Here is a 19,090-nt window from a genome sequence, read left to right as displayed (position 1 = left end):
CAGAAGGTCATGGCCTCGGCGGCGGCGGTGGCTTCGTCGAGCAGCGAGGCGTTGGCGATCGGCAGGCCGCTGAGGTCGCTGATCAGGGTCTGGAAGTTCAGCAGCGCTTCCAGGCGGCCCTGGGAGATTTCCGGCTGGTACGGGGTGTAGGCGGTGTACCAGGCCGGGTTTTCCAGGAGATTGCGCAGGATCGGCGACGGCGTGTGGCAGTTGTAGTAGCCCTGGCCGATGTAGGTCTTGAACAGCTGGTTCCGGGCGGCGATGGCCTTGATCGAGGCCAGGGCATCGGCTTCGCTCTGGCCGGCGGGCAGGTCGAGCACGCTGGTGCCCTTGATGCTGTCGGGGATCACGCTGGCGCCCAGGGCTTGCAGGGAATCGAAGCCCAGGCTGTTGAGCATGGCCTGCTCGTCGTCCTGGCGCGGGCCGATGTGGCGCGCGATGAATTCGTTGGCGGTGCTCAGGTTAACTTGGCTCATGGTGGCTCCTCAGGCGTCGGCGTTGGCTTTGATCAGGCGATCGTAGGCATCCTGATCCAGCAGTTGGCCGACCGCGGCGGCGTCCGCGGGGATGAAGCGGAAGAACCAGCCTTGGCCCAGCGGGTCTTCGTTGACCAGCTCGGGGCTTGCGTCCAGAGCCGGGTTGGTTTCCACCACTTCTCCGTCCAGGGGCATGTACACGCCGCTGGCGGCCTTTACCGATTCCACGGTGGCGGCTTCGGCGCCCTTGTCGTAGGCCTGCAGTTCCGGCAATTGCACGAACACCACATCGCCCAGGGCGTTTTGCGCGAAAGCCGTGATGCCGACGGTAACGCTGCCATCGGCTTCGGTACGCAGCCATTCGTGATCTTCAGTAAAACGCAATTCGCTCATGGAAACTCCTCAAGGGGCCAGATTCGTCTGGTGGACGCGATTGAATGCTCATGCAGGGCAGAGCTGATGGATAAACCCTTAGCAAAAACACGGCCAATGTTATTTTGTTGTTATTTATCAATCAGTTACGAATTTTTGTGGGCGAGCGTAAATGAACGGCTGTAGCGAAATCGCTACAGTTGGGGGCGTGGAAAAAAGCCTTTGGGGATCAAAGCCTTGCGCGGCGCCGATTACAACCACCTGTAGCGATATCGTTCCGCTGTAGCGCTTTCAGTACAGATAGAGGTCGCTTTTCGCCCCTTTCCGCCTTTTTCTACGCGTAGGAGCGAAGCTTGCTCGCGAAAAACCTGAGCTCGCTGCGCGCCTCAAGCCCTGCGTCAGCGTTAAATTTTTCGCGAGCAAGCTTCGCTCCTACGGGAACGGGAGAGGGAGGTTCAGGGTTTGTTGGGGATGCCGTATTTGCGCAGGCGATGGGCGATGGCGGTGTGGGAGGTCTGCAGGCGGCTGGCCAGTTGGCGGGTCGAGGGGTAGTTGACGTAGAGGCCTTCGAGCAGCGCCTTTTCGAACTCCTCGACCGCCTGTTCCAGGCTTTCGACTTCGGTGTCGTTCTGGCGCGCCACCGAGGTGCCGGCGATATCCAGGTCGCCGATGTCCACCAGGCTGCTTTCGCAGATCGCCGCCGCGCGAAAGATCACGTTCTGCAGCTGGCGCACGTTGCCGGGCCAGCGGTTGCCCAGCAGTGCCGGATAGGTGCCGGGCGCCAGGCGACAGACCGGGCGCTGGATCTGCGCGCAGGCCTGCTGCATGAAATAGCGCGCCAGCAACAGGATGTCCTGGCCGCGCTCGCGCAGGGGCGGCACCTCGACATTCAGCACGTTGAGGCGATAGAACAGGTCTTCGCGAAAGTTGCCTTCGGCGACCATCTTTTCCAGGTCGCGGTGGGTGGCGCTGAGGATCCGCACGTTGACCTTGACTTCACGGTCGCCGCCCACCCGGCGAAAACTGCCGTCGTTGAGAAAACGCAGCAGCTTGGCTTGCAAATAGGGCGACATTTCGCCGATCTCGTCGAGAAACACCGTGCCCTGGTTGGCCAGTTCCATCAGCCCCGGCTTGCCGCCGCGCTGGGCGCCGGTGAAGGCACCGGGGGCATAGCCGAACAGCTCGCTTTCGGCGAGGTTTTCCGGCAAGGCAGCGCAGTTCAGCGCCAGGAACGGCGCGCCGTGCCGCGCGCTGATGGCGTGACAGGCGCGCGCCACCAGCTCCTTGCCGGTGCCGGTTTCGCCCTGGATCAGCAACGGCGCATCCAGCGCGGCGACACGCTGGGCACGGGCCTTGAGGGTGCGGATGACCGGTGAATCGCCGAGCAGGGCATCGAAGCCCTCGGCATGGTCGTGGTGCAGGGCCGACAGGCGTTCGCCGATGCGGTTGGGCTGATACAGGGTCAGCAGCGCGCCGGCGTCGGTGATCGGGGTCGCCTCCAGCAGCAAGGTCTGGCCGTTGAGGGTGATTTCCCGCAGGGGCAAGCGAAAACCCTGTTCCAGCAAGGTGTCCAGCAGCGCCGGGTCGTCGAACAGTTCGGCCACGCTTTCCCCGGCCGGCTCGCGGCCATAGAGGGCAATCAGCGCCGGGTTGGCCAGCAGCACCTTGCCGGCGCTGTCCAGGGCCAGCACCGGGTCGGTCATCGCCGCCAGCAGGGCGTCGAGCTGCAGGTGGCGACGCTGGCCGGGCAGGATGTCGACCACCGTCACCGCCTGCACTCCGCGCACGCTGAACAGCGCGTCGCGCAGCTCTTCGAGCACTTGCGGGCTCAAGGTCGGGGCGTCGATGTAGACGTTGGGCGGCACCATCTCCACCGCATCCAGGTTGAGATTGCGTCCACCGAGCAGGGCCAGGACTTCCTGGGTGATACCGACGCGGTCGATAAAGCTGACGTGGATACGCATGGGACGGTCAAGGGTTCTGGAAAACGAAGGGTGGCAAGTATGCCTTGGCGGACAGGGTTTGGCGAAATGCGCCGTGGCGCCAGGCTTCTGCAGGAGCGCGGCTTGCCCGTGATAGCCTCAACGATGACGCCTGATACGCCGCGGCGTCCTTGAGTTCATCGCGGGCAAGCCTCGCTCCTACAGGTTAAGCGGGCGCCCGCGACTCACGGGCTGGGGTTATTCGAAATGCTCGGGCTTGACCGGGTCTCCGGATTTCATGTTCAGCTGCACCCGCACGTCCTCAAACATCGCGTCGTAATATTTGTGGAGCGAGCCGATACTGCTCAAAGCCTTGGGAATCCCATGTTTCTCGGCGATTTTCGTCACGTTGCTGGCGAAGTTGTACGCCTGGTCCTTGGGCAGGAAGAACGGTTCGTTGACCTCCTTGCCTTCGATCGTTCCATGCATCTTGAACTGCATCCCTTTGCCTTCCTTGGGATCCTGCGCGACTTCATAGTCGATGCAGATGTTGTAACTGACGTCGTCCTTGGTCAGTGCGTGTCGCTCGATGTGTAGATGACCGGGTTCGAACTGGGCCATGGCTCTCTCCTTTCAAGGCATGGGGAGCGATGCAGGCCGGCGGCCTGCACCCTGCTTTTTTATCGGTAAGTGATGCCCGGCTTGGCCGTGCTGATGCGCGTGCCGGCCTTGCCCTGGACGATTGCTTCGATGTCCGAGAGTGAACCGATCACCGCGACTTTTCCAGTATGGCGGGCGAACTCGCAAGCTGCCTGGACCTTGGGGCCCATGGAGCCGGCGGCGAAGCCGAGTTTTTCCATTTCGTCGGGGTGCGCCTCGGCGATGGCTTTCTGCGACGGCTTGCCCCAGTCGATAAAGGCCGCATTGACGTCGGTGGCGATGACCAGCAGATCGGCTTCCAGCTGTTCGGCCAGCAGCGCCGAGCACAGGTCTTTGTCGATGACCGCCTCGATGCCCCTGAGCTTGCCGTTCTCGTCATACATGGTGGGGATGCCGCCACCGCCGGCGCAGATCACGATGCTGCTCTTTTCCAGCAGCCACTTGATCGGACGGATCTCAAAGATGCGCTTGGGTTTCGGGCTGGCGACCACGCGCCGGTATTTGTCACCATCGGGGGCGATGGCCCAGCCTTTTTCCTTGGCCAGCTTTTCTGCTTCTTCCTTGCTGTAGACCGGGCCGATGGGCTTGCTCGGGCTCTGGAACGCCGGGTCCTTGGCGTCGACTTCGACCTGGGTCAGCAGGGTCGCGAAGGGCACTTCGAAATCCAGCAGGTTGCCCAGTTCCTGTTCGATGATGTAGCCGATCATGCCTTCGGTTTCGGCGCCGAGCACATCCAGCGGGTAAGGCGACACCGAGGTGTAGGCCGCTGCCTGCAGCGACAGCAGGCCGACCTGCGGGCCGTTGCCATGGGCGATCACCAGCTGGTTGCCGGGATGGATCTTGGCGATCTGTTCGGTGGCGATGCGGATATTGGCGCGTTGATTGTCCGCGGTCATGGGTTCGCCACGGCGGAGCAGGGCGTTGCCGCCCAGTGCGACGACGATACGCATAATGCATTCCTTCCAGAATTCGGTGAGCCCGTGGGCGCGTGGCTTGCCTGCGTGGTCCGGTGTCAGGTTTGACGCCTTCGCGGGCAAGCCTTGCGCCTACAGGTCGAGGGGCCGACCGCCAGGCGGTCGGCCACGGACCTCGTGGTTACAGGTCGGCCAGGGTCGAGACCAGGATCGCCTTGATGGTGTGCATGCGGTTTTCCGCTTGCTCGAAGGCGATGCAGGCCGGCGATTCGAACACGTCGTCAGTCACTTCGATGCCGTTGGCCAGGTTCGGATACTGCTCGGCGATCTGTTTGCCGACCTTGGTATCGCTGTTGTGGAACGCCGGCAGGCAGTGCATGAACTTGGTCCGTGGGTTGCCGGTGGCCTTCATCAGCTCGGCGTTGACCTGGTACGGCAGCAGTTGCTGGATACGTTCGGCCCAGGCTTCCACCGGCTCGCCCATCGACACCCAGACATCGGTGTGGATGAAGTCGACGCCCTTGACCGCGGCTTTCGGATCTTCGGTCAGGGTGATGCGAGCGCCGCTTTCTTCCGCGTACTTCTTGCAGCGGCTGACCAGATCGTCATGAGGCCACAGGGCCTTTGGCGCGCAGATGCGCACATCCATGCCGAGCTTGGCGCCCACCAGCAGCAGCGAGTTGCCCATGTTGTTGCGGGCATCGCCCAGGTAGGCGTAGCTGATGTCGTGGATCGGCTTGTCGGCGTGCTCACGCATGGTCAGCACGTCGGCGATCATCTGGGTCGGGTGGTATTCGTCGGTCAGGCCGTTGAACACCGGCACGCCGGCGAACTTCGCCAGTTCCTCGACGATTTCCTGCTTGAAGCCGCGGTATTCGATGGCGTCGTACATGCGCCCGAGCACGCGGGCGGTGTCCTTCATGCTTTCCTTGTGGCCGATCTGCGACGAGTTCGGGTCGATGTAAGTGACGTTGGCGCCCTGGTCATAGGCGGCGACTTCGAAGGCGCAGCGGGTACGGGTCGAGGTTTTCTCGAAGATCAGGGCGATGTTGTTGCCCTTGAGGTGCTGCTGTTCGGTGCCAGTGTACTTGGCGCGCTTGAGGTCGCGCGACAGGTCGAGCAGGTAGCGCAGCTCGCGGGCGGTATGGTGTTCGAGGCTGAGCAGGTTACGGTTGTGGATGTTGAACGCCATGATAATTCTCCAGGGATTCTGTAATCGGCCCGGCCAGCACCGCAGGGGTGCGGCCGGGGAAAGGTCGTTTAGTAATCGATCGGGTCGCGCACGATCGGGCAGGTCATGCAGTGGCCGCCGCCACGGCCGCGACCGAGTTCGCCGGCGCTGATGGTGATCACTTCCACACCGGCCTTGCGCAGCAGGGTGTTGGTGTAGGTGTTGCGGTCATAGCCAATGACCACGCCCGGTTCCAGGGCCACCACGTTGTTGCCGTCGTCCCACTGCTCGCGTTCGGCGGCGAAGCTGTTGCCGCCGGTTTCCACCACGCGCAGTTGCTTGAGGTTCAGGGACTCGGCCACCACCTCGATGAACGATTTGTTCTCCCGTCGCACGTCCATGCCATACGGCTTACTGGTGTCGGGACGGATTACGAACGGCACGATTTCCTTGACCACTTCCGGGAAGACCGTGACCAGGTCGCGGTCGCAGAAGCTGAACACCGTGTCCAGGTGCATCGCCGCACGGGATTTCGGCAGGCCGGCGACCACGACTTTCTCCACCGCGCCCTTGGCGAACAGCGATTGGGCAAGCTGGCCGATAGCCTGGCGCGAGGTCCGTTCGCCCATGCCGATCAACACCACGCCATTGCCGATCGGCATGACGTCGCCGCCTTCGAGGGTGGCCTGGCCGTGATCCTTGTCCGGGTCGCCGTACCAGATCTCGAAATCGGCATGGGTGAACTCGGGGTGGAACTTGTAGATGGCGGTGGTCAGCAGGGTTTCCTGGCGGCGCGCCGGCCAGTACATCGGGTTCAGCGTTACGCCCCCGTAGATCCAGCAGGTGGTGTCGCGGGTGAACTGGGTATTGGGCAGCGGCGGCAGCAGGAAGCTGGAGTGGCCCAGGTAGTCGCGGTACATCTTGATCACGCTGGCGCCTTCGCTTTCCGGCAGGTCCTCGCCGGCCACGCCGCCGATCAGGAACTCGGCCAGCTTGCGCGGCTCCAGGCCTTCGAGCCAGCTGCGCACTTCATTGGTCAGGCCGACGCCGACGGTGTCGGGGGTGATCTTGCGATCCAGAATCCATTTCAGGGCTTCGGGGTTCTGGACCGTGTCGGTCAGCAGGTTGTGCATTTCCAGGACCTCGATCCCACGCTCGCGCATCTTGGTAACGAAGTCGAAGTGGTCGCGCTTGGCCTGGTTGACCCAGATCACGTCATCGAACAGCAGTTCATCGCAGTTGTTCGGGGTCAGCCGCTGATGGGCCAGGCCGGGGGAGCAAACCATGACTTTGCGCAGTTTGCCGGCTTCGGAATGGACGCCGTACTTAACTTTTTCCGTGGTCATTACAGTGATCCTCCAGAGGTAAGAACAATCGTGCTGTTACAGGGTCAGGAAGCCGTCGTAGAGACCGTAGGCAGCCACCAGGGCGCCTGCGACCACCGCGGCGAAAATCAGCTTCTCGACGTTGGTGAAAATCGGTTTGCCCAGCTCCAGCTTGGCCTTGGCGAACAGGATCGCGCCGGGGGCATAGAGCAGGGCGGAAAGCAGCAGGTACTTGATGCCGCCGGCGTACAGCAGCCAGATCGCGTAGATCAGGGCGATGCCGCCGATGATCAGGTCTTTCCTGCGTTCGGCCAGGGCTGTCTCGTAGGTTTCGCTGCGCACCGCCAGCAGCACCGCATAGGCCGCCGACCACAGGTAGGGCACCAGGATCATCGAGGTGGCGAGGTAGATCAGCGACAGGTAGGTACTGGCCGAGAACAGGGTGATGATCAGGAAGATCTGCACCATGGCGTTGGTCAGCCACAGGGCGTTGACCGGCACGTGGTTGGCGTTCTCGCGGCGCAAGAACTCCGGCATGGTGTGGTCCTTGGCCGCGGCGAACATGATCTCCGCGCACAGCAGCACCCACGACAGCAACGCCCCCAGCAGCGAGATGATCAGGCCGACGCTGATCAGCACCGCGCCCCAGTGGCCGACGACATGCTCGAGCACCGCCGCCATCGACGGGTTCTGCAGTTTCGCCAGTTCCGGCTGGGTCATGATGCCCAGCGACAGCACGTTCACCAGCACCAGGAACAGCAGCACGGTGATGAAGCCGATCACCGTGGCCTTGCCCACGTCCGAGCGTTTTTCCGCCCGGGCCGAGAAGATGCTCGCGCCTTCGATGCCGATGAACACCCAGACGGTGACCAGCATCATGTTGCGCACCTGGTTCATCACGCTGCCCAGGTCAGGGTTCTTCAAGCCCCAGATGTCTGCGGTGAAGATGTCCAGCTTGAAGGCGAACAGGGCGATCAGCACGAACAGCAGCAACGGCACCACCTTGGCGACCGTGGTCACCAGGTTGATGAAGGCGGCTTCCTTGATGCCGCGCAGCACCAGGAAGTGTACGGCCCATAGCAGCAGCGAGGCGCCAATCACCGCGGCAGGAGTATTCCCCTCTCCAAATATCGGGAAGAAGTAGCCCAGAGTGCTGAACAAGAGTACGAAGTACCCCACGTTGCCCAGCCAGGCGCTGATCCAGTAGCCCCAGGCCGAAGAAAAGCCCATGTAGTCGCCGAAGCCGGCCTTGGCATAGGCGTAGACACCGCCGTCCAGATCAGGCTTGCGGTTGGCCAGTGTTTGAAAGACGAAGGCCAGCGTCAACATACCGACAGCGGTAATAGCCCAGCCAATAAGAACGGCGCCTACATCGGCACTTGCGGCCATGTTTTGTGGCAAGGAAAAGATCCCGCCGCCAATCATCGAGCCGACTACCAAGGCGACTAATGCACCAAGCCGCAGTTTTCCGGGAGTGTCAGACATTGCATGACTCCATTGCAGGAGAAGAGAGACGTCAGCGTAGATCTGCAAGAATTTCAAACAACTGACTTAGATCAGGTCATCGCGATATTCCATTGTGAATGAATGACTTAAGCAGTCTTTCCAGCAGATGGACGATGGCTTGGGAGAGCCACTCCAGAAGGCTTCGGATGCGTAATAACGGGCTTTTCAGGAGTGTCGAGATTGAAACTAGTCTGCTTTCAAGAATGTGCAACTAGTTAAAAAGTTATAAGTGACAGGGCGCGCTGACGGTATTCAGTATCAGAAACTAATAAAAAAATGCTGTTATTCAAGATGTTCTGATCAATGTCAGGTTATGGCCTGTGCAATGGACGAATAATTGACTCTTTTTGTCTAATGCAAAGCGGCAGAAGTTGTTTAATTGCATATAGTTTGTTGGACAATCGGACTGGATGCAGAGGTAGGCATGCCACAAACCACACAGAAGTTACGACTCGGCGCGCTGATCGCCCTCGTAGTGGGCTCGATGATTGGCGGCGGGATCTTTTCCTTGCCACAGAACATGGCGGCCCGGGCCGATGCGGGAGCGATCCTGATCGGCTGGGCGATCACCGCGGTGGGCATGCTGACCCTGGCTTTCGTCTTCCAGACCCTGGCCAACCGCAAGCCGGAACTCGACTCCGGTGTCTACGCCTATGCCAAGGCCGGCTTCGGCGACTACATGGGCTTCTCCTCCGCCTGGGGCTACTGGATCAGCGCCTGGCTGGGCAACGTTGGCTACTTCGTGCTGCTGTTCAGCACCCTGGGCTATTTCTTTCCGGTGTTTGGCCAGGGCAACACCCCGGTGGCCATCGCCTGTGCCTCGGTCCTGCTGTGGGCCGTGCATTTCCTGGTGCTGCGCGGGATCAAGGAAGCGGCTTTCATCAACCTGCTGACCACCGTGGCCAAGATCGTGCCGCTGGTGATGTTCATCGTGATCGCCGCGGTGGCGTTCAAGGCGGACATCTTTACCCGCGACATCTGGGGGCGCAGCAACCCGAACTTCGGCGGGGTGATGGACCAGGTGCGCAACATGATGCTGGTCACGGTATTCGTGTTCATTGGCATCGAAGGCGCCAGCGTCTATTCGGCGCGGGCCGAGAAGCGCGCGGATGTTGGCCGGGCGACGGTGATCGGGTTTATCGGCGTGCTGGCCCTGCTGGTGCTGGTGAATGTGCTGTCGCTGGGGATCATGAGCCAGCCGGAGCTGGCGACCTTGCAGAACCCGTCCCTGGCGGCGGTGCTGGAACACATCGTCGGCCCCTGGGGCGCGTTGCTGATCAGCGTCGGCCTGGCCATTTCCCTGCTCGGTGCCTTGCTGTCCTGGGCGCTGCTGTGTGCCGAGATCCTGTTCGCCACGGCCCGCGACAAGACCATGCCGGCCTTCCTGAAAAAGGAAAACGCCAACCATGTGCCGGTCAATGCCCTGTGGCTGACCAACAGCATGATCCAGGTATTCCTGCTGATCACCCTGTTTTCCGCCGGGACCTACACCAGCCTGATCTACCTCGCCTCGTCGATGATCCTGGTGCCTTACCTGTGGTCGGCGGCCTATGCGGTGTTGCTCAGCGGCCGTGGCGAAACCTACGAGCACGCCTCGGCCGAACGCATGAAAGACCTGTGCATCGGCGGGGTTGCCCTGTGTTACGCGGTCTGGCTGCTGTACGCCGGCGGGGTCAAGTACCTGCTGCTCTCCGCCTTGCTCTACGCGCCCGGGGTGATCCTGTTCGCCAAGGCCAAGCGCGAGCAGGGCGAGCCGTTGTTCACCGGCATCGAGAAAGGCATCTTCGCCTGCGTGGTTGCCGGCGCCATTCTCGCCGCCTATGGCCTGTTCAGCGGCGTGCTGTCGCTGTGAGGCTGGCCTACCAGCCGCCTTATGACTGGCCGGCGATGCTGGCCTTTCTCCGGGCGCGGGCCATCGCCGGGCTGGAGATCGTCAACGGCGATTGCTATACGCGCAGCATCAGCCTCGACGGCGTGCACGGCTGGTTCAGCGTGGCCCCGGGCGGCACCGATGCGCTGGCCCTGACCCTGCATTTTCCCGAGCCACGGGCGCAGGCACAGATCGTTGCGCGCATCCGGCGCCTGCTGGACCTGGATACCGACCTGGCGCCGATCCACCGGCAACTGTCCGCCGACCCGCTGATGGCGCGCTTGATTGCCTCGCGCCCGGGGCTACGCGTGCCCGGCGCCTGGGATGGCTTCGAGCTGGCGGTGCGCGCGGTGCTGGGGCAGCAGATCACGGTGGGCGCCGCCATCCGCCTGGCGGGCAAGCTGGTGGCGCAGTATGGCCAGCCGTTGTGTTGTGCCGCGATGCCTGCGGGGTTGAGCCATGTGTTTCCCGAGCCGGCGCGGATGGCCGGCGCCGACCTGGCGAGCCTGGGCATGCCGCGCAGTCGTGGGCGGACGTTGTCGGGCGTGGCTCAAGCGCTGCTCGACGATCCGCAGTTGTTTGCCCCCAAGGCCAGCCTTGAACAGAGCCTGGCGCCCTTGCTGGCGCTGTGGGGCGTTGGCGACTGGACCGCGCATAACGTGGCCCTGCGCCAGTTTCGTCAGGCGGATGCTTTTCCCGCGGCGGACGTGGGCCTGCTCAATGCCCTGGCGGCGCTCGAAGGCGGGCCGGTCAGCGCCAGCCAGCTACTGGCCCGCGCCGAGGCCTGGCGCCCATGGCGCGGCTACGCGGCGCAGCATCTGTGGACGACGCTGTAGCCCATCCCGGTTTCTGTAGCCGCTGCCGAGCCCGCGAGGCTGCGCTCGAGGACGCAGTCCTCGCCAACCCTGCGCACGCGGTATGAATGACATGACGCGGGGCCTGATTGACGTCCGCTTCGCGGCCGATCGCAGCCTCGCGGGCTCGGCAGCGGCTACAGGGCTACAGGCTCACCATTGGGCCCGGTGGGTACCCAGTTCGCTGGCCGGCAATTCCCATTGCAGGGGCGAACCGGTGATCTGCAACGGGACCTTCAAGCGATGCGCAGGGCCCCAGGCGGTCTGCTCCACCACCAGCCCCTGGTCGGCCTGGTCTTCGTCGCGCAAGGCGGGTTCGACATGGCCCTTGGCGTGCTCGATCAGCAGCTTGGCGGTGCGCGCCAGCGACAGCCGCGCGCTGCTGCCGGCGCCGCTGTTCAGCTGTTCGGTCAGGGCCCGGATCGCCGCGGCCGCCATCAGGTAGCCGGTAGCATGGTCCAGGGCCTGCACCGGCAGCGGCACCGGTTTATCGGCCTGCCGCCAGTGCTGGCCGGCCTCGGCAATGCCGCAGCTCATCTGCACCAGGCTGTCGAAGCCGCGGCGGTTCTGCCAGGGGCCGCTCCAGCCGTAAGCGTTCAGGCACACATCGATCAGCCCCGGGGCGAGGCGCTGGCGTTCGGCCGCGCCGTAGCCGAGGCGTTCCAGGGCATCGGCGCGGTAGCCGTGCAGCAACAGGTCGGCTTCGCTCAGCAGGCCGTCGAAGACCTGGCGATCGTCGGCGTCGTGCAGGTTCAGGCGGGCGCAGCGTTTGCCCAGGGTGACTTCGGGAACCACCCCGGGTTCGTTCCAGTCCGGCGGGTCGATGCGCAGCACCTCGGCGCCCAGCCCGGCGAGAAAACGGCTGGCGACGGGGCCGGCCAGCACCCGCGTCAGGTCCAGCACCTTGATCCCGGCCAGGGGCCGGGCCAGCGACCCGCGCCAGGGCTGCGCGGCGCCGCCGCCGTGGGCCTGGCAATGCACCAGCGGCTCGGCATTCACCGCCTGGCCCTGGGGATGGGCCTGCCAGTCGGCCCAGCTGCGCATTTCGGCGGCGCAACCTCCGGCGGCGACCACCGCCTGTTCCAGGTCGCGTTTGTTCCATTGCGCGACCTTGGCGGCCATGGCCGGGCGATCCGCGGCCCGGCCGAGCACCTGTTCGGCCGCCCGGCGATGATGCGGCGCGTTGGTGTGCAGGCGAATCCAGCCGTCTTGCGTGGCGTAGTCGCCGGCGATCGGGTCCCACAGCGGCGGTACCTTCCAGCCGAGCGGCCGCAGGGCGGTGGCGAACCAGAAGGAGGCCAGGCGCCGGTCGACGCTCACGGCAGGTAAACGCCCGGTCTGGCCGAGCAGCAACTCGGCCGTTGCCTGGCCGGCCGCAGCGATGCTGGCGCTGGCCAGTTCGGTCACGGCGAAGGCCGAGGGCAGGGCGCCGCCCGAAGTCATGGCAATCGGGGTAACAGGCAAGCCCAGCGCGGCTTGAATAGACGACAAGACATCGGTCATGGCAGGCCCTCCGCAAGAGAGGGGGCAGCATAAATCAAAAGCCCAAGGCACCGCAGTCCCCGTAGGAGCGAAGCTTGCTCGCGATGGTCGTCAACGATGACGCGTAATCACTGGCTCAACGCGGCGCTCTCGGGTTCATCGCGAGCAAGCTTCGCTCCTACGGGTGGGATCAGACGCGGAATTGATCCATCAGCTTCATTTGCTGAGTGGTCAGGGCGTTGAGCTGGCTGCTGACCTGGGCCGATTCGGTGGCCTGTTCGGTGAGGGATTCGGTCACGCTGCGGATCGCCGAGACGTTGCGGTTGACCTCTTCGGCCACCGCGCTCTGCTGTTCGGCGGCGCTGGCGATCTGCAGGTTCATGTCGCTGATCACGGTGACCGCGTCGCTGATCTTGCCCAGGGCCTGCACCGCTTGCTGGATCTGCCCGGCGTTGCTCTGGGCCTGGGCCTGGCTCGAATGCATGGTCGCCACCACGCCCCGGGTGCCGCTCTGGATGCGCTCGATCACCAGGCGGATTTCTTCCACCGAATCCTGGGTGCGCTTGGCCAGGTTGCGCACCTCGTCGGCGACCACGGCAAAGCCGCGCCCGCTTTCCCCGGCGCGCGCCGCTTCGATGGCGGCGTTCAGGGCCAGCAGGTTGGTCTGTTCGGCGATGCTGCGGATCACCTCCAGCACCGAGCCGATCTGCTCGCTGTTGACCGCCAAGGCTTCGACCTCGACCACCGCCTTGCTCACTTCCTCGGCCAGGGTGCTGATGTCGCGGGTGCTGCGCTCGATGATGGTCATGCCGTCCCTGGCCGACTGGTCGGCGCCACGGGCGGCGTTGGCGGCGTTCGACGCGCTGTTGGCGACGTCATGGGCGGTGGCGCTCATTTCGTTGGAGGCGGTGGCCACCTGGTCGATTTCGCGGAACTGCACCTGCATGCCTTCGCTGGTCTGGCGGGCGATTTCCGAGGATTGGTCGGCCGTGCCGCGGGCGTCGGTGATGCTCTGCTTGATCTGCGCGATGGTCGGTTGCAGCTTGTCGAGGAAGCGGTTGAACCAGCCCACCAACTCGCCCAGTTCGTCTTGCTTGCCGTACTTCAGGCGCTGGGTCAGGTCACCGTCGCCGCTGGCGATTTCCTTGAGCATCTGCGCCACGCTGTTGATCGGCCGGGTCACGCCGGAGGCGGTCAGCCAGATCAGCAGCAGGCCGACCACGCCGGCGACCGCGGCCACCAGCAGCGACACCAGGGTGCCCTGGGCCTGGGCGTCGTCGAGCACGCCCTGGAGCTTCACCGTGTCGGCCAGCAGCACCTGCTCCGGCAGGTCGATCACCACGCCCCAGGGGCGGGCGTCGGCGATCGGGCTGACCGGATACACGGCGCGGATCAGGTCGCCCTGCTTGAGGATTTTCGGGGTATTGCCGGCCAGCAGTTGCAGGACGTCCCTGCCTTCGGTGCCGAGGGTCTCGGCGATGCCTTTGCCGACCTTGCTCGCATCGTTGCTGTAGGCGGCGAGGACGCCACTGCCGGCGACGATCAGCATGTGCCCGGCGCCGTCGAACAGGCCGCGCTGGGAATCGCCGGCCGCGGCCTGCAAGGCATCCAGGGCGATGTCCACGCCGACCACGCCGACGACTTTGCCATTGGCGATCAGGGGTAGGGAAATGGTGGTCATCAGCATCAGCTTGCCGCCCACGGTGTCGGCGTACGGGTCCAGCAGGCAAGTGCGCTTGCTGTCGCGCGGGCAGGTGTACCAGCTGTTGTAGGGCGTGCCGCTGACGCTCAGGGTGGTCTTGTTCATGTCGTCTTCGACCATCACCGTATTCAGCCCGGTGCCGCCGGCGCGGCTCCAGTAACTGGCGAAGCGCCCGGCTTCGTTGGAGGCACGAACGGCGTCGCCGGCGAACTCGCTGTCCTTGCCATCGAGGGCGTTGGGCTCGAAGGCGAGCCAGATACCCAGCACCTGGGTATTGCGTTCGAAGGCGGTCTTCAGGCTGTGGTTGAGCTCTTCACGCAGCGCCGCGGCGTCCAGCGAGCGCTTGCCGGCCATGGCCCGCAGGTCGTTGATCTGGTCGCCCAGGGCGGTGATCACCAGCAGGCTCTCGCCAAAGGTTTTCTGTACCCGCACCGCCTGCTCCGCAGCCCGCGCCTGCAGCAGGTTCTGCACGCTGTCGGTGAGCATCCGCGAACTGGAAGTGCTGACCAGCTGATCGTTCTGGTTGGTCTGGTAGATGTTCATCCCGACGATCAGGCCCACCACGCCGAGCAGGCAGAGGCCGGACAACAGCACGATTTTCAGGCGAATGGACAGGGCGTCGAACATAGGGCGATCTCGCGAATGGACAGGTGGTGAGCGGTGAGTCGGCTGACTCCGGTCGCCAAGTCCATTCAGCGCCATGCCCGGAACATCGGCTTGGGCGGCATTTGCCTGAGAGAAAGCCGACGAGCGGTCATGTGTCTGACATAAACCAGAAAGCGGGAGGTCTTGCTGCGGGGAAGGGCGTGAGCAACCGGGCGTCCGTCGGCGGCTCTTGTCCAGGCCTCAGGAAGCCTGGGCCAGGGCTTCGGGGCGTGACCAGATCCACAGGTTGCCCAGGCCCATGCCGGCCAGTGCCAGGTACAGGGTCCAGTGATGGTTGAGCAGGCTCAGCATCAGGCCGGCGCACAGCAGCATGCTGACGGTGGCGCTGACCTTGGCCCGGCGGCTGACGATCCGGCCGTTGCGCCAGTTGCTCAGGATGGGGCCGAACAGGCGATGGTTTTCCATCCAGGCGCTCAGGCGTGGCGAGCTTTTGGTCGCGGCCCAGGCCGCCAGGAGCACGAATTCGGTGGTCGGCAGGCCGGGGATGACGATGGCGACCAGGCCGATGGCCAGGCTGACGTAAGCCAGGCAACCGAAGAACAGGCGGGAGGCTTTGGACGGGGATCGGGTTGTGCCGGTCATGGGTCGATGATTGAGAGCCTAAGGAAGGGTGGGGCGGCTATCGCGAGCACGCTCGCTTCCGCAGGGGGCGCCTTGAACCTGCAGGAGCGAGCGTGCTCGCGATCAAAACGTCAGGCCAGCTCGGGCGCTGTGTCGTACGCCTTTTCCAGCAATACGGTAAACCGGTTGAAGGCATCCAGCGCGCCTTTTTCCGCCGCGGCTTCTTCTTCGGCGCTCAATGGCAGGCCGTCGAGGATGCGGGTGAAGGTTTTCCAGCCTTCGGCGCGACCGCCGGCCGGCTCGCCCAGGTGCCGGGCACCGAAGGTTTCGCCGAGGCCCAGGCCGACCGCGCGCTTGATCAGGAATGCCGCGCCCAGCTTGGAACCTTCGGAGACGAACAGCCAGCCCAGGGCTTCGGCCTTGCTCGGGTTCTGCACCGCGCCTGCCACCGGCGCCGGGACTTCGGTGTCGAGGTCCGCGAGGTCGGCCTTGGCCGCTTCGGCACGGCAGCGCTGCGCCAGGTCCGGGACGATGGCGATCAGCGCCGGGTCGTTGTACAGGGCGACCAGTTCGGACTGGAACAGGTACTGGGCGACGACAAAACGGGCAAAGCTGCTGGTGCTTTCAAACGGCGCATGGGCCTTGACCAGGGCGTCGAGCCTGGCATGCGGTTCGTGGGTGATCTGGTTCAGGCGCTGGGAGCGCAGGCTTGGGCGCTGTGGGGAATCCTGGGTGGTCATGACGATGTCCTTGGTCAATGAAAATGAAGCTATTGAAAATGAGAGGCACTGCTAACTAGACGAACAAGAAGACGCGGCAGCGTAAAAAATCCTCACTGCGCTTCCTCGAAAAAAGCGCAGTGAGGCAGACCGGGTCAGATGTCCCAGATCAGGTTGACCGCGAAGTTGCGACCCGGCTCGGTCAGGCGGTCGAGGTTGGCCGGGCTGAGCACGGCGGCTTCGCCGACGCTGTCGTAGCCGCGCACGTCATCCCACAGCCAGTACTTCTTGTCGGCCAGGTTGTAGAGGCCGGCGCTGACGGTGACGTCGTCGCTGACCTTGTAGAAGCCGGTCAGGTCGAGCACGCCGTAGCCCGGGGTCTTGAACTGGCTGCTGGTGCCATCCGGGGTCTTGAAGCTGCTGCTGTCGACGCGGTCCTTTTTCTTCACCAGGGTCCAGCTGAGCAGGGCGCCGTAGTTATCCTGGTCGTAGCCCAGGCCGAACACGCCGGTCAGCGGGTTGACCGCGTTCAAGGGTTCGCCGGTGTCGTTGTTGCGACCGTAGGCATAGGCCACCGAACCCTGGGTGTACAGGCCCTGCGGCGCGCCCAGGGCGTCGAGGTTGAGCCGGCCTTTGACTTCCACGCCCTTGATGGTGGCGTGCTTGATGTTGTTGCTCTGGAACGTCAGTTCGTCGTAGCCCGGGGTCACCGCGTCTTCGTTGATGAAATCACGGTACTTGTTATAGAACACCGCCACGTCGAAATTGCCGGACTCGAAGTTGCCGCGCAGGCCGGTTTCATAGCTCTGGCTTTTCTCCGGCTCGAGGTTCGAGTTCGGCGCCACGCGGTAACCGGTGGTGGTGTTTTCGAAGCGGCCGTACAGCGCCTTGGCGGTCGGGGTGCGGAACCCTTCGGCGTACTGGCCGTACCAGGTGTAGTTGTCGGTCAGGGCGTAGGTCAGGCCGAACTTGGGCGATACCCGGTGCCAGGTCTTGTTCTCGTCGCTCACCTGGCCCTGGCCGTCGGCGGCCACGGTGTTGAGGAACTCCTGGGTGATGTGCGGCTTGAGCTGGGTGTAGTCGTAGCGCAGGCCTGGGAGGAAGGTCCACTTGTTCCAGGTGATCTGGTCCTGGGCGAACAGGCTGTAGGTGTTGATGGTCGGGTCCGGGAAGTCGCTGGACTTCTTCAGCACGTCGGACGGGCTGATGGCGCCGACCGTCGAGCATCCGCGGCCGACCGCCAGGCAAGTGCCGCTGCCGCTGCGCGAGCCGGTGACCTTTTCCTGCTTGATGGTGGTGCCGTAGGTCAGCAGGTGCTCGGTTTCACCGATGGCGAAGGCCTTGTCGGCCTGGGCGTCGAAGACCCACTGCTTCTCTTCGTAGAGGGTTTCGCGGCTGCGCATGACGTTGCGGCTGAACGGGAAATAGTTTTCCAGGGTGCTCTGGTCGGTCTTGGCGATCTGATAGTTCAGGCTCCATTTGACATGGTCGGCCAGCAGGCTATCGAGGGCGAAACGGTTGTCCAGGCCAAAGCGTTCGCGGGTGATGGTGTCGTTACCGGTGCGCGAGCGGTACATGCCCAGCGGTTGGCCGGCGTTGAACGGGCCGCCCACCGCGCTTTTCTGGTTGGTGTCGCGGTCGTCCTTGTACTTCTCGTAGGTCAGGCCCAGGCGGGCGTCGTCGGCATAGTTCCAGCCGGCCTTGGCCAGCACGTTGGTGGTGCGCACATCTTCCGGGTTGGCGGCGGTGCGCGCCAGGCCGGTGCCGTTGTTGTTGCCGTAGGACTCGGTTTCGTGACCGTCGCGCTGGCTGAAATGCAGCAGGCCGTCGAACTTGCCACTGCGCCCGGCGACGGTGGCGGATTTCAGCCAGCTGTCGTCGGCCGAGCTGTAGCCGGTCTTCAGGCGGGCGCCGACGTCCTGGCCTGGCTTGATGATGTCGTCCGGGTCGAGGGTGAAGTAGCTGACCGCGCCGCCGATGGCGTTGCTGCCGTACAGCACCGATGCCGGGCCGCGGAGGATTTCCACACGCTTGATGATTTCCGGGTCGACGTAATTGCGCTGGGTCTTGGCATAGGGGCCGTTGAAGAAACCGTTGGGAATCTCCACGCCGTCGACCTGGGTCAGGATGCGGTCGCCGTCGATGCCGCGGATGTTGTAGCCGCTGATGCCGCCGCCACGCTGGCCGGCGCCGCCGACCGAAACGCCCGGCTCGTAGCGCACCAGATCCTTGATGGTGTTGACGTTGTTGCGGTCCAGGTCCTGGCGGTCGTGCACGGTCACGGTGCTGGGAACGCTGTTGACGTCCTGTTCCTGGCGCGTGGCGCTGATGGTCACCTGTTGCAGGTTGAGGGCGCTGCCGCTGGCGCGCTTTTCCAAGACGATGTTGTTGGCGCCCAGCTTGCGGTAGCTCAGGTTGGTGCCCATCAGCAGGCGGTCCAGGGCTTTCTCCGGTGGCAGCGAGCCGCGAACGCCCGGCGAGGCGATGCCTTCGCCCAATTCCGCCGGCAGGCCGACCTGCCAGCCGGTGACGGCGGTAAAGGCGTTCAGTGCCGACACCAGCGGTTGCTGGTCGATGGCAAAACTGTAGTCGCCCATGTTGCGCGCTGGCGGGGTGGAAGCGGTGGCAGCCAGGACCGGCGCGGCTTGTGCCCCGGCCAGCAGGATGGCGGCGGTCAGCAGGGACAGCGTGCCGTTCTGCAGGCGGGCCTGGCGGGAGAGTGAAGAGGACCGGCTGTTGAGGCGAGAGGACATCGATAGCGCTCCGTGTCGCACGAATCTTTATAGGTGCTGATTCGCCATTTTTAATGCGAATCAATTGCATTGGCTATAACGAGACGAACGACCGTCGGCGATCGCGTAAAAATAAATGCGTCAGATGCTAAGAAGTC

Annotated in this window: 14 protein-coding genes and 1 pseudogene; 2 read left to right on the top strand and 13 right to left on the bottom strand. The window is 63.9% G+C overall.

Annotated elements, in window-relative coordinates; translation table 11 throughout:
* From BLV20_RS11140 to arcD (BLV20_RS11105), 8 genes and pseudogenes are all read right to left on the bottom strand, one after another.
* Positions 1-476: pseudogene (locus tag BLV20_RS11140) on the bottom strand (glycine dehydrogenase (aminomethyl-transferring)); the annotation flags it as partial.
* Between the two features lie 9 nt (positions 477-485).
* Entirely contained in the window at positions 486-869 is a 384-nt protein-coding gene (gene gcvH, locus BLV20_RS11135) for a glycine cleavage system protein GcvH (protein WP_092301015.1), read from the bottom strand.
* Between the two features lie 434 nt (positions 870-1,303).
* Positions 1,304-2,812 carry a sigma-54-dependent transcriptional regulator gene (locus tag BLV20_RS11130; protein WP_092301012.1) on the bottom strand — a complete coding sequence of 503 codons (1,509 nt, stop codon included), beginning with the start codon at positions 2,810-2,812 and terminating at the stop codon, positions 1,304-1,306.
* Positions 2,813-3,028: 216 nt separating this feature from the next.
* Complete coding sequence (locus BLV20_RS11125; RefSeq protein ID WP_092301009.1) at positions 3,029-3,391, bottom strand: DUF5064 family protein; 363 nt, start codon at positions 3,389-3,391, stop codon at positions 3,029-3,031.
* Between the two features lie 59 nt (positions 3,392-3,450).
* The gene (arcC, locus tag BLV20_RS11120; protein WP_092301006.1) at positions 3,451-4,380 is read right to left on the bottom strand and encodes a carbamate kinase; all 930 of its coding nucleotides are present in this window, start codon (positions 4,378-4,380) and stop codon (positions 3,451-3,453) included.
* A gap of 145 nt (positions 4,381-4,525) precedes the next feature.
* Positions 4,526-5,536: an ornithine carbamoyltransferase gene (locus BLV20_RS11115; protein WP_023966828.1), complete on the bottom strand. Its 1,011-nt coding sequence runs from the start codon at positions 5,534-5,536 to the stop codon at positions 4,526-4,528.
* Between the two features lie 68 nt (positions 5,537-5,604).
* A complete protein-coding gene (arcA, locus tag BLV20_RS11110; RefSeq protein WP_092301003.1) occupies positions 5,605-6,861 on the bottom strand; it encodes an arginine deiminase in 1,257 nt (418 codons plus the stop codon).
* Positions 6,862-6,897: 36 nt separating this feature from the next.
* Entirely contained in the window at positions 6,898-8,325 is a 1,428-nt protein-coding gene (gene arcD / locus BLV20_RS11105) for an arginine-ornithine antiporter (RefSeq protein WP_092301000.1), read from the bottom strand.
* 445 nt (positions 8,326-8,770) lie between these two features.
* Here arcD (BLV20_RS11105) and arcD (BLV20_RS11100) point away from each other — a divergent pair, with 445 nt between their 5' ends.
* Positions 8,771-10,198 (top strand): arginine-ornithine antiporter, encoded by a 1,428-nt coding sequence (gene arcD / locus BLV20_RS11100; RefSeq protein ID WP_092300998.1) that lies wholly within the window; start codon positions 8,771-8,773, stop codon positions 10,196-10,198.
* Positions 10,195-11,052, top strand: a complete 858-nt coding sequence (locus tag BLV20_RS11095; protein WP_092300995.1) for a DNA-3-methyladenine glycosylase family protein — start codon at positions 10,195-10,197, stop codon at positions 11,050-11,052. The genes arcD (BLV20_RS11100) and BLV20_RS11095 overlap by 4 nt, the downstream gene beginning before the upstream one ends.
* Positions 11,053-11,223: 171 nt before the next feature.
* On the opposite strand, the gene BLV20_RS11090 is transcribed toward BLV20_RS11095, so the two are convergent.
* The 5 genes from BLV20_RS11090 to BLV20_RS11070 all read right to left on the bottom strand — a co-directional run bounded on the left by BLV20_RS11090 (position 11,224) and on the right by BLV20_RS11070 (position 18,953).
* Positions 11,224-12,573: a CoA transferase gene (locus BLV20_RS11090; protein WP_092300992.1), complete on the bottom strand. Its 1,350-nt coding sequence runs from the start codon at positions 12,571-12,573 to the stop codon at positions 11,224-11,226.
* A 169-nt stretch (positions 12,574-12,742) separates the two neighbouring features.
* Positions 12,743-14,881, bottom strand: a complete 2,139-nt coding sequence (locus BLV20_RS11085; protein ID WP_092300989.1) for a methyl-accepting chemotaxis protein — start codon at positions 14,879-14,881, stop codon at positions 12,743-12,745.
* A gap of 219 nt (positions 14,882-15,100) precedes the next feature.
* Positions 15,101-15,502 carry a YbaN family protein gene (locus BLV20_RS11080; protein WP_092300986.1) on the bottom strand — a complete coding sequence of 134 codons (402 nt, stop codon included), beginning with the start codon at positions 15,500-15,502 and terminating at the stop codon, positions 15,101-15,103.
* A gap of 110 nt (positions 15,503-15,612) precedes the next feature.
* Positions 15,613-16,221 carry a biliverdin-producing heme oxygenase gene (locus BLV20_RS11075; protein WP_092300983.1) on the bottom strand — a complete coding sequence of 203 codons (609 nt, stop codon included), beginning with the start codon at positions 16,219-16,221 and terminating at the stop codon, positions 15,613-15,615.
* Between the two features lie 134 nt (positions 16,222-16,355).
* A complete protein-coding gene (locus BLV20_RS11070) occupies positions 16,356-18,953 on the bottom strand; it encodes a TonB-dependent receptor (protein ID WP_092300980.1) in 2,598 nt (865 codons plus the stop codon).
* Between the last annotated feature and the right edge of the window lie 137 nt (positions 18,954-19,090).

Origin of the sequence: Pseudomonas sp. NFIX28 (assembly GCF_900107395.1) — a bacterium.
Lineage (GTDB): Bacteria > Pseudomonadota > Gammaproteobacteria > Pseudomonadales > Pseudomonadaceae > Aquipseudomonas.
Note: the sequence above shows the minus strand (reverse complement) of the source record. Positions and strands in the feature narration are given on the sequence as shown.

Coding starts and splice junctions, on each gene's coding strand:
- BLV20_RS11130 (WP_092301012.1), bottom strand. CDS start 2,812: ATGCGTATCCACGTCAGCTTTATCGACCGCGTCGGTATCACCCAGGAA.
- BLV20_RS11075 (WP_092300983.1), bottom strand. CDS start 16,221: ATGACCACCCAGGATTCCCCACAGCGCCCAAGCCTGCGCTCCCAGCGC.
- arcD (WP_092301000.1), bottom strand. CDS start 8,325: ATGTCTGACACTCCCGGAAAACTGCGGCTTGGTGCATTAGTCGCCTTG.
- gcvH (WP_092301015.1), bottom strand. CDS start 869: ATGAGCGAATTGCGTTTTACTGAAGATCACGAATGGCTGCGTACCGAA.
- BLV20_RS11070 (WP_092300980.1), bottom strand. CDS start 18,953: ATGTCCTCTCGCCTCAACAGCCGGTCCTCTTCACTCTCCCGCCAGGCC.
- BLV20_RS11080 (WP_092300986.1), bottom strand. CDS start 15,502: ATGACCGGCACAACCCGATCCCCGTCCAAAGCCTCCCGCCTGTTCTTC.
- arcA (WP_092301003.1), bottom strand. CDS start 6,861: ATGACCACGGAAAAAGTTAAGTACGGCGTCCATTCCGAAGCCGGCAAA.
- BLV20_RS11115 (WP_023966828.1), bottom strand. CDS start 5,536: ATGGCGTTCAACATCCACAACCGTAACCTGCTCAGCCTCGAACACCAT.
- arcD (WP_092300998.1), top strand. CDS start 8,771: ATGCCACAAACCACACAGAAGTTACGACTCGGCGCGCTGATCGCCCTC.
- BLV20_RS11085 (WP_092300989.1), bottom strand. CDS start 14,881: ATGTTCGACGCCCTGTCCATTCGCCTGAAAATCGTGCTGTTGTCCGGC.
- BLV20_RS11125 (WP_092301009.1), bottom strand. CDS start 3,391: ATGGCCCAGTTCGAACCCGGTCATCTACACATCGAGCGACACGCACTG.
- arcC (WP_092301006.1), bottom strand. CDS start 4,380: ATGCGTATCGTCGTCGCACTGGGCGGCAACGCCCTGCTCCGCCGTGGC.
- BLV20_RS11090 (WP_092300992.1), bottom strand. CDS start 12,573: ATGACCGATGTCTTGTCGTCTATTCAAGCCGCGCTGGGCTTGCCTGTT.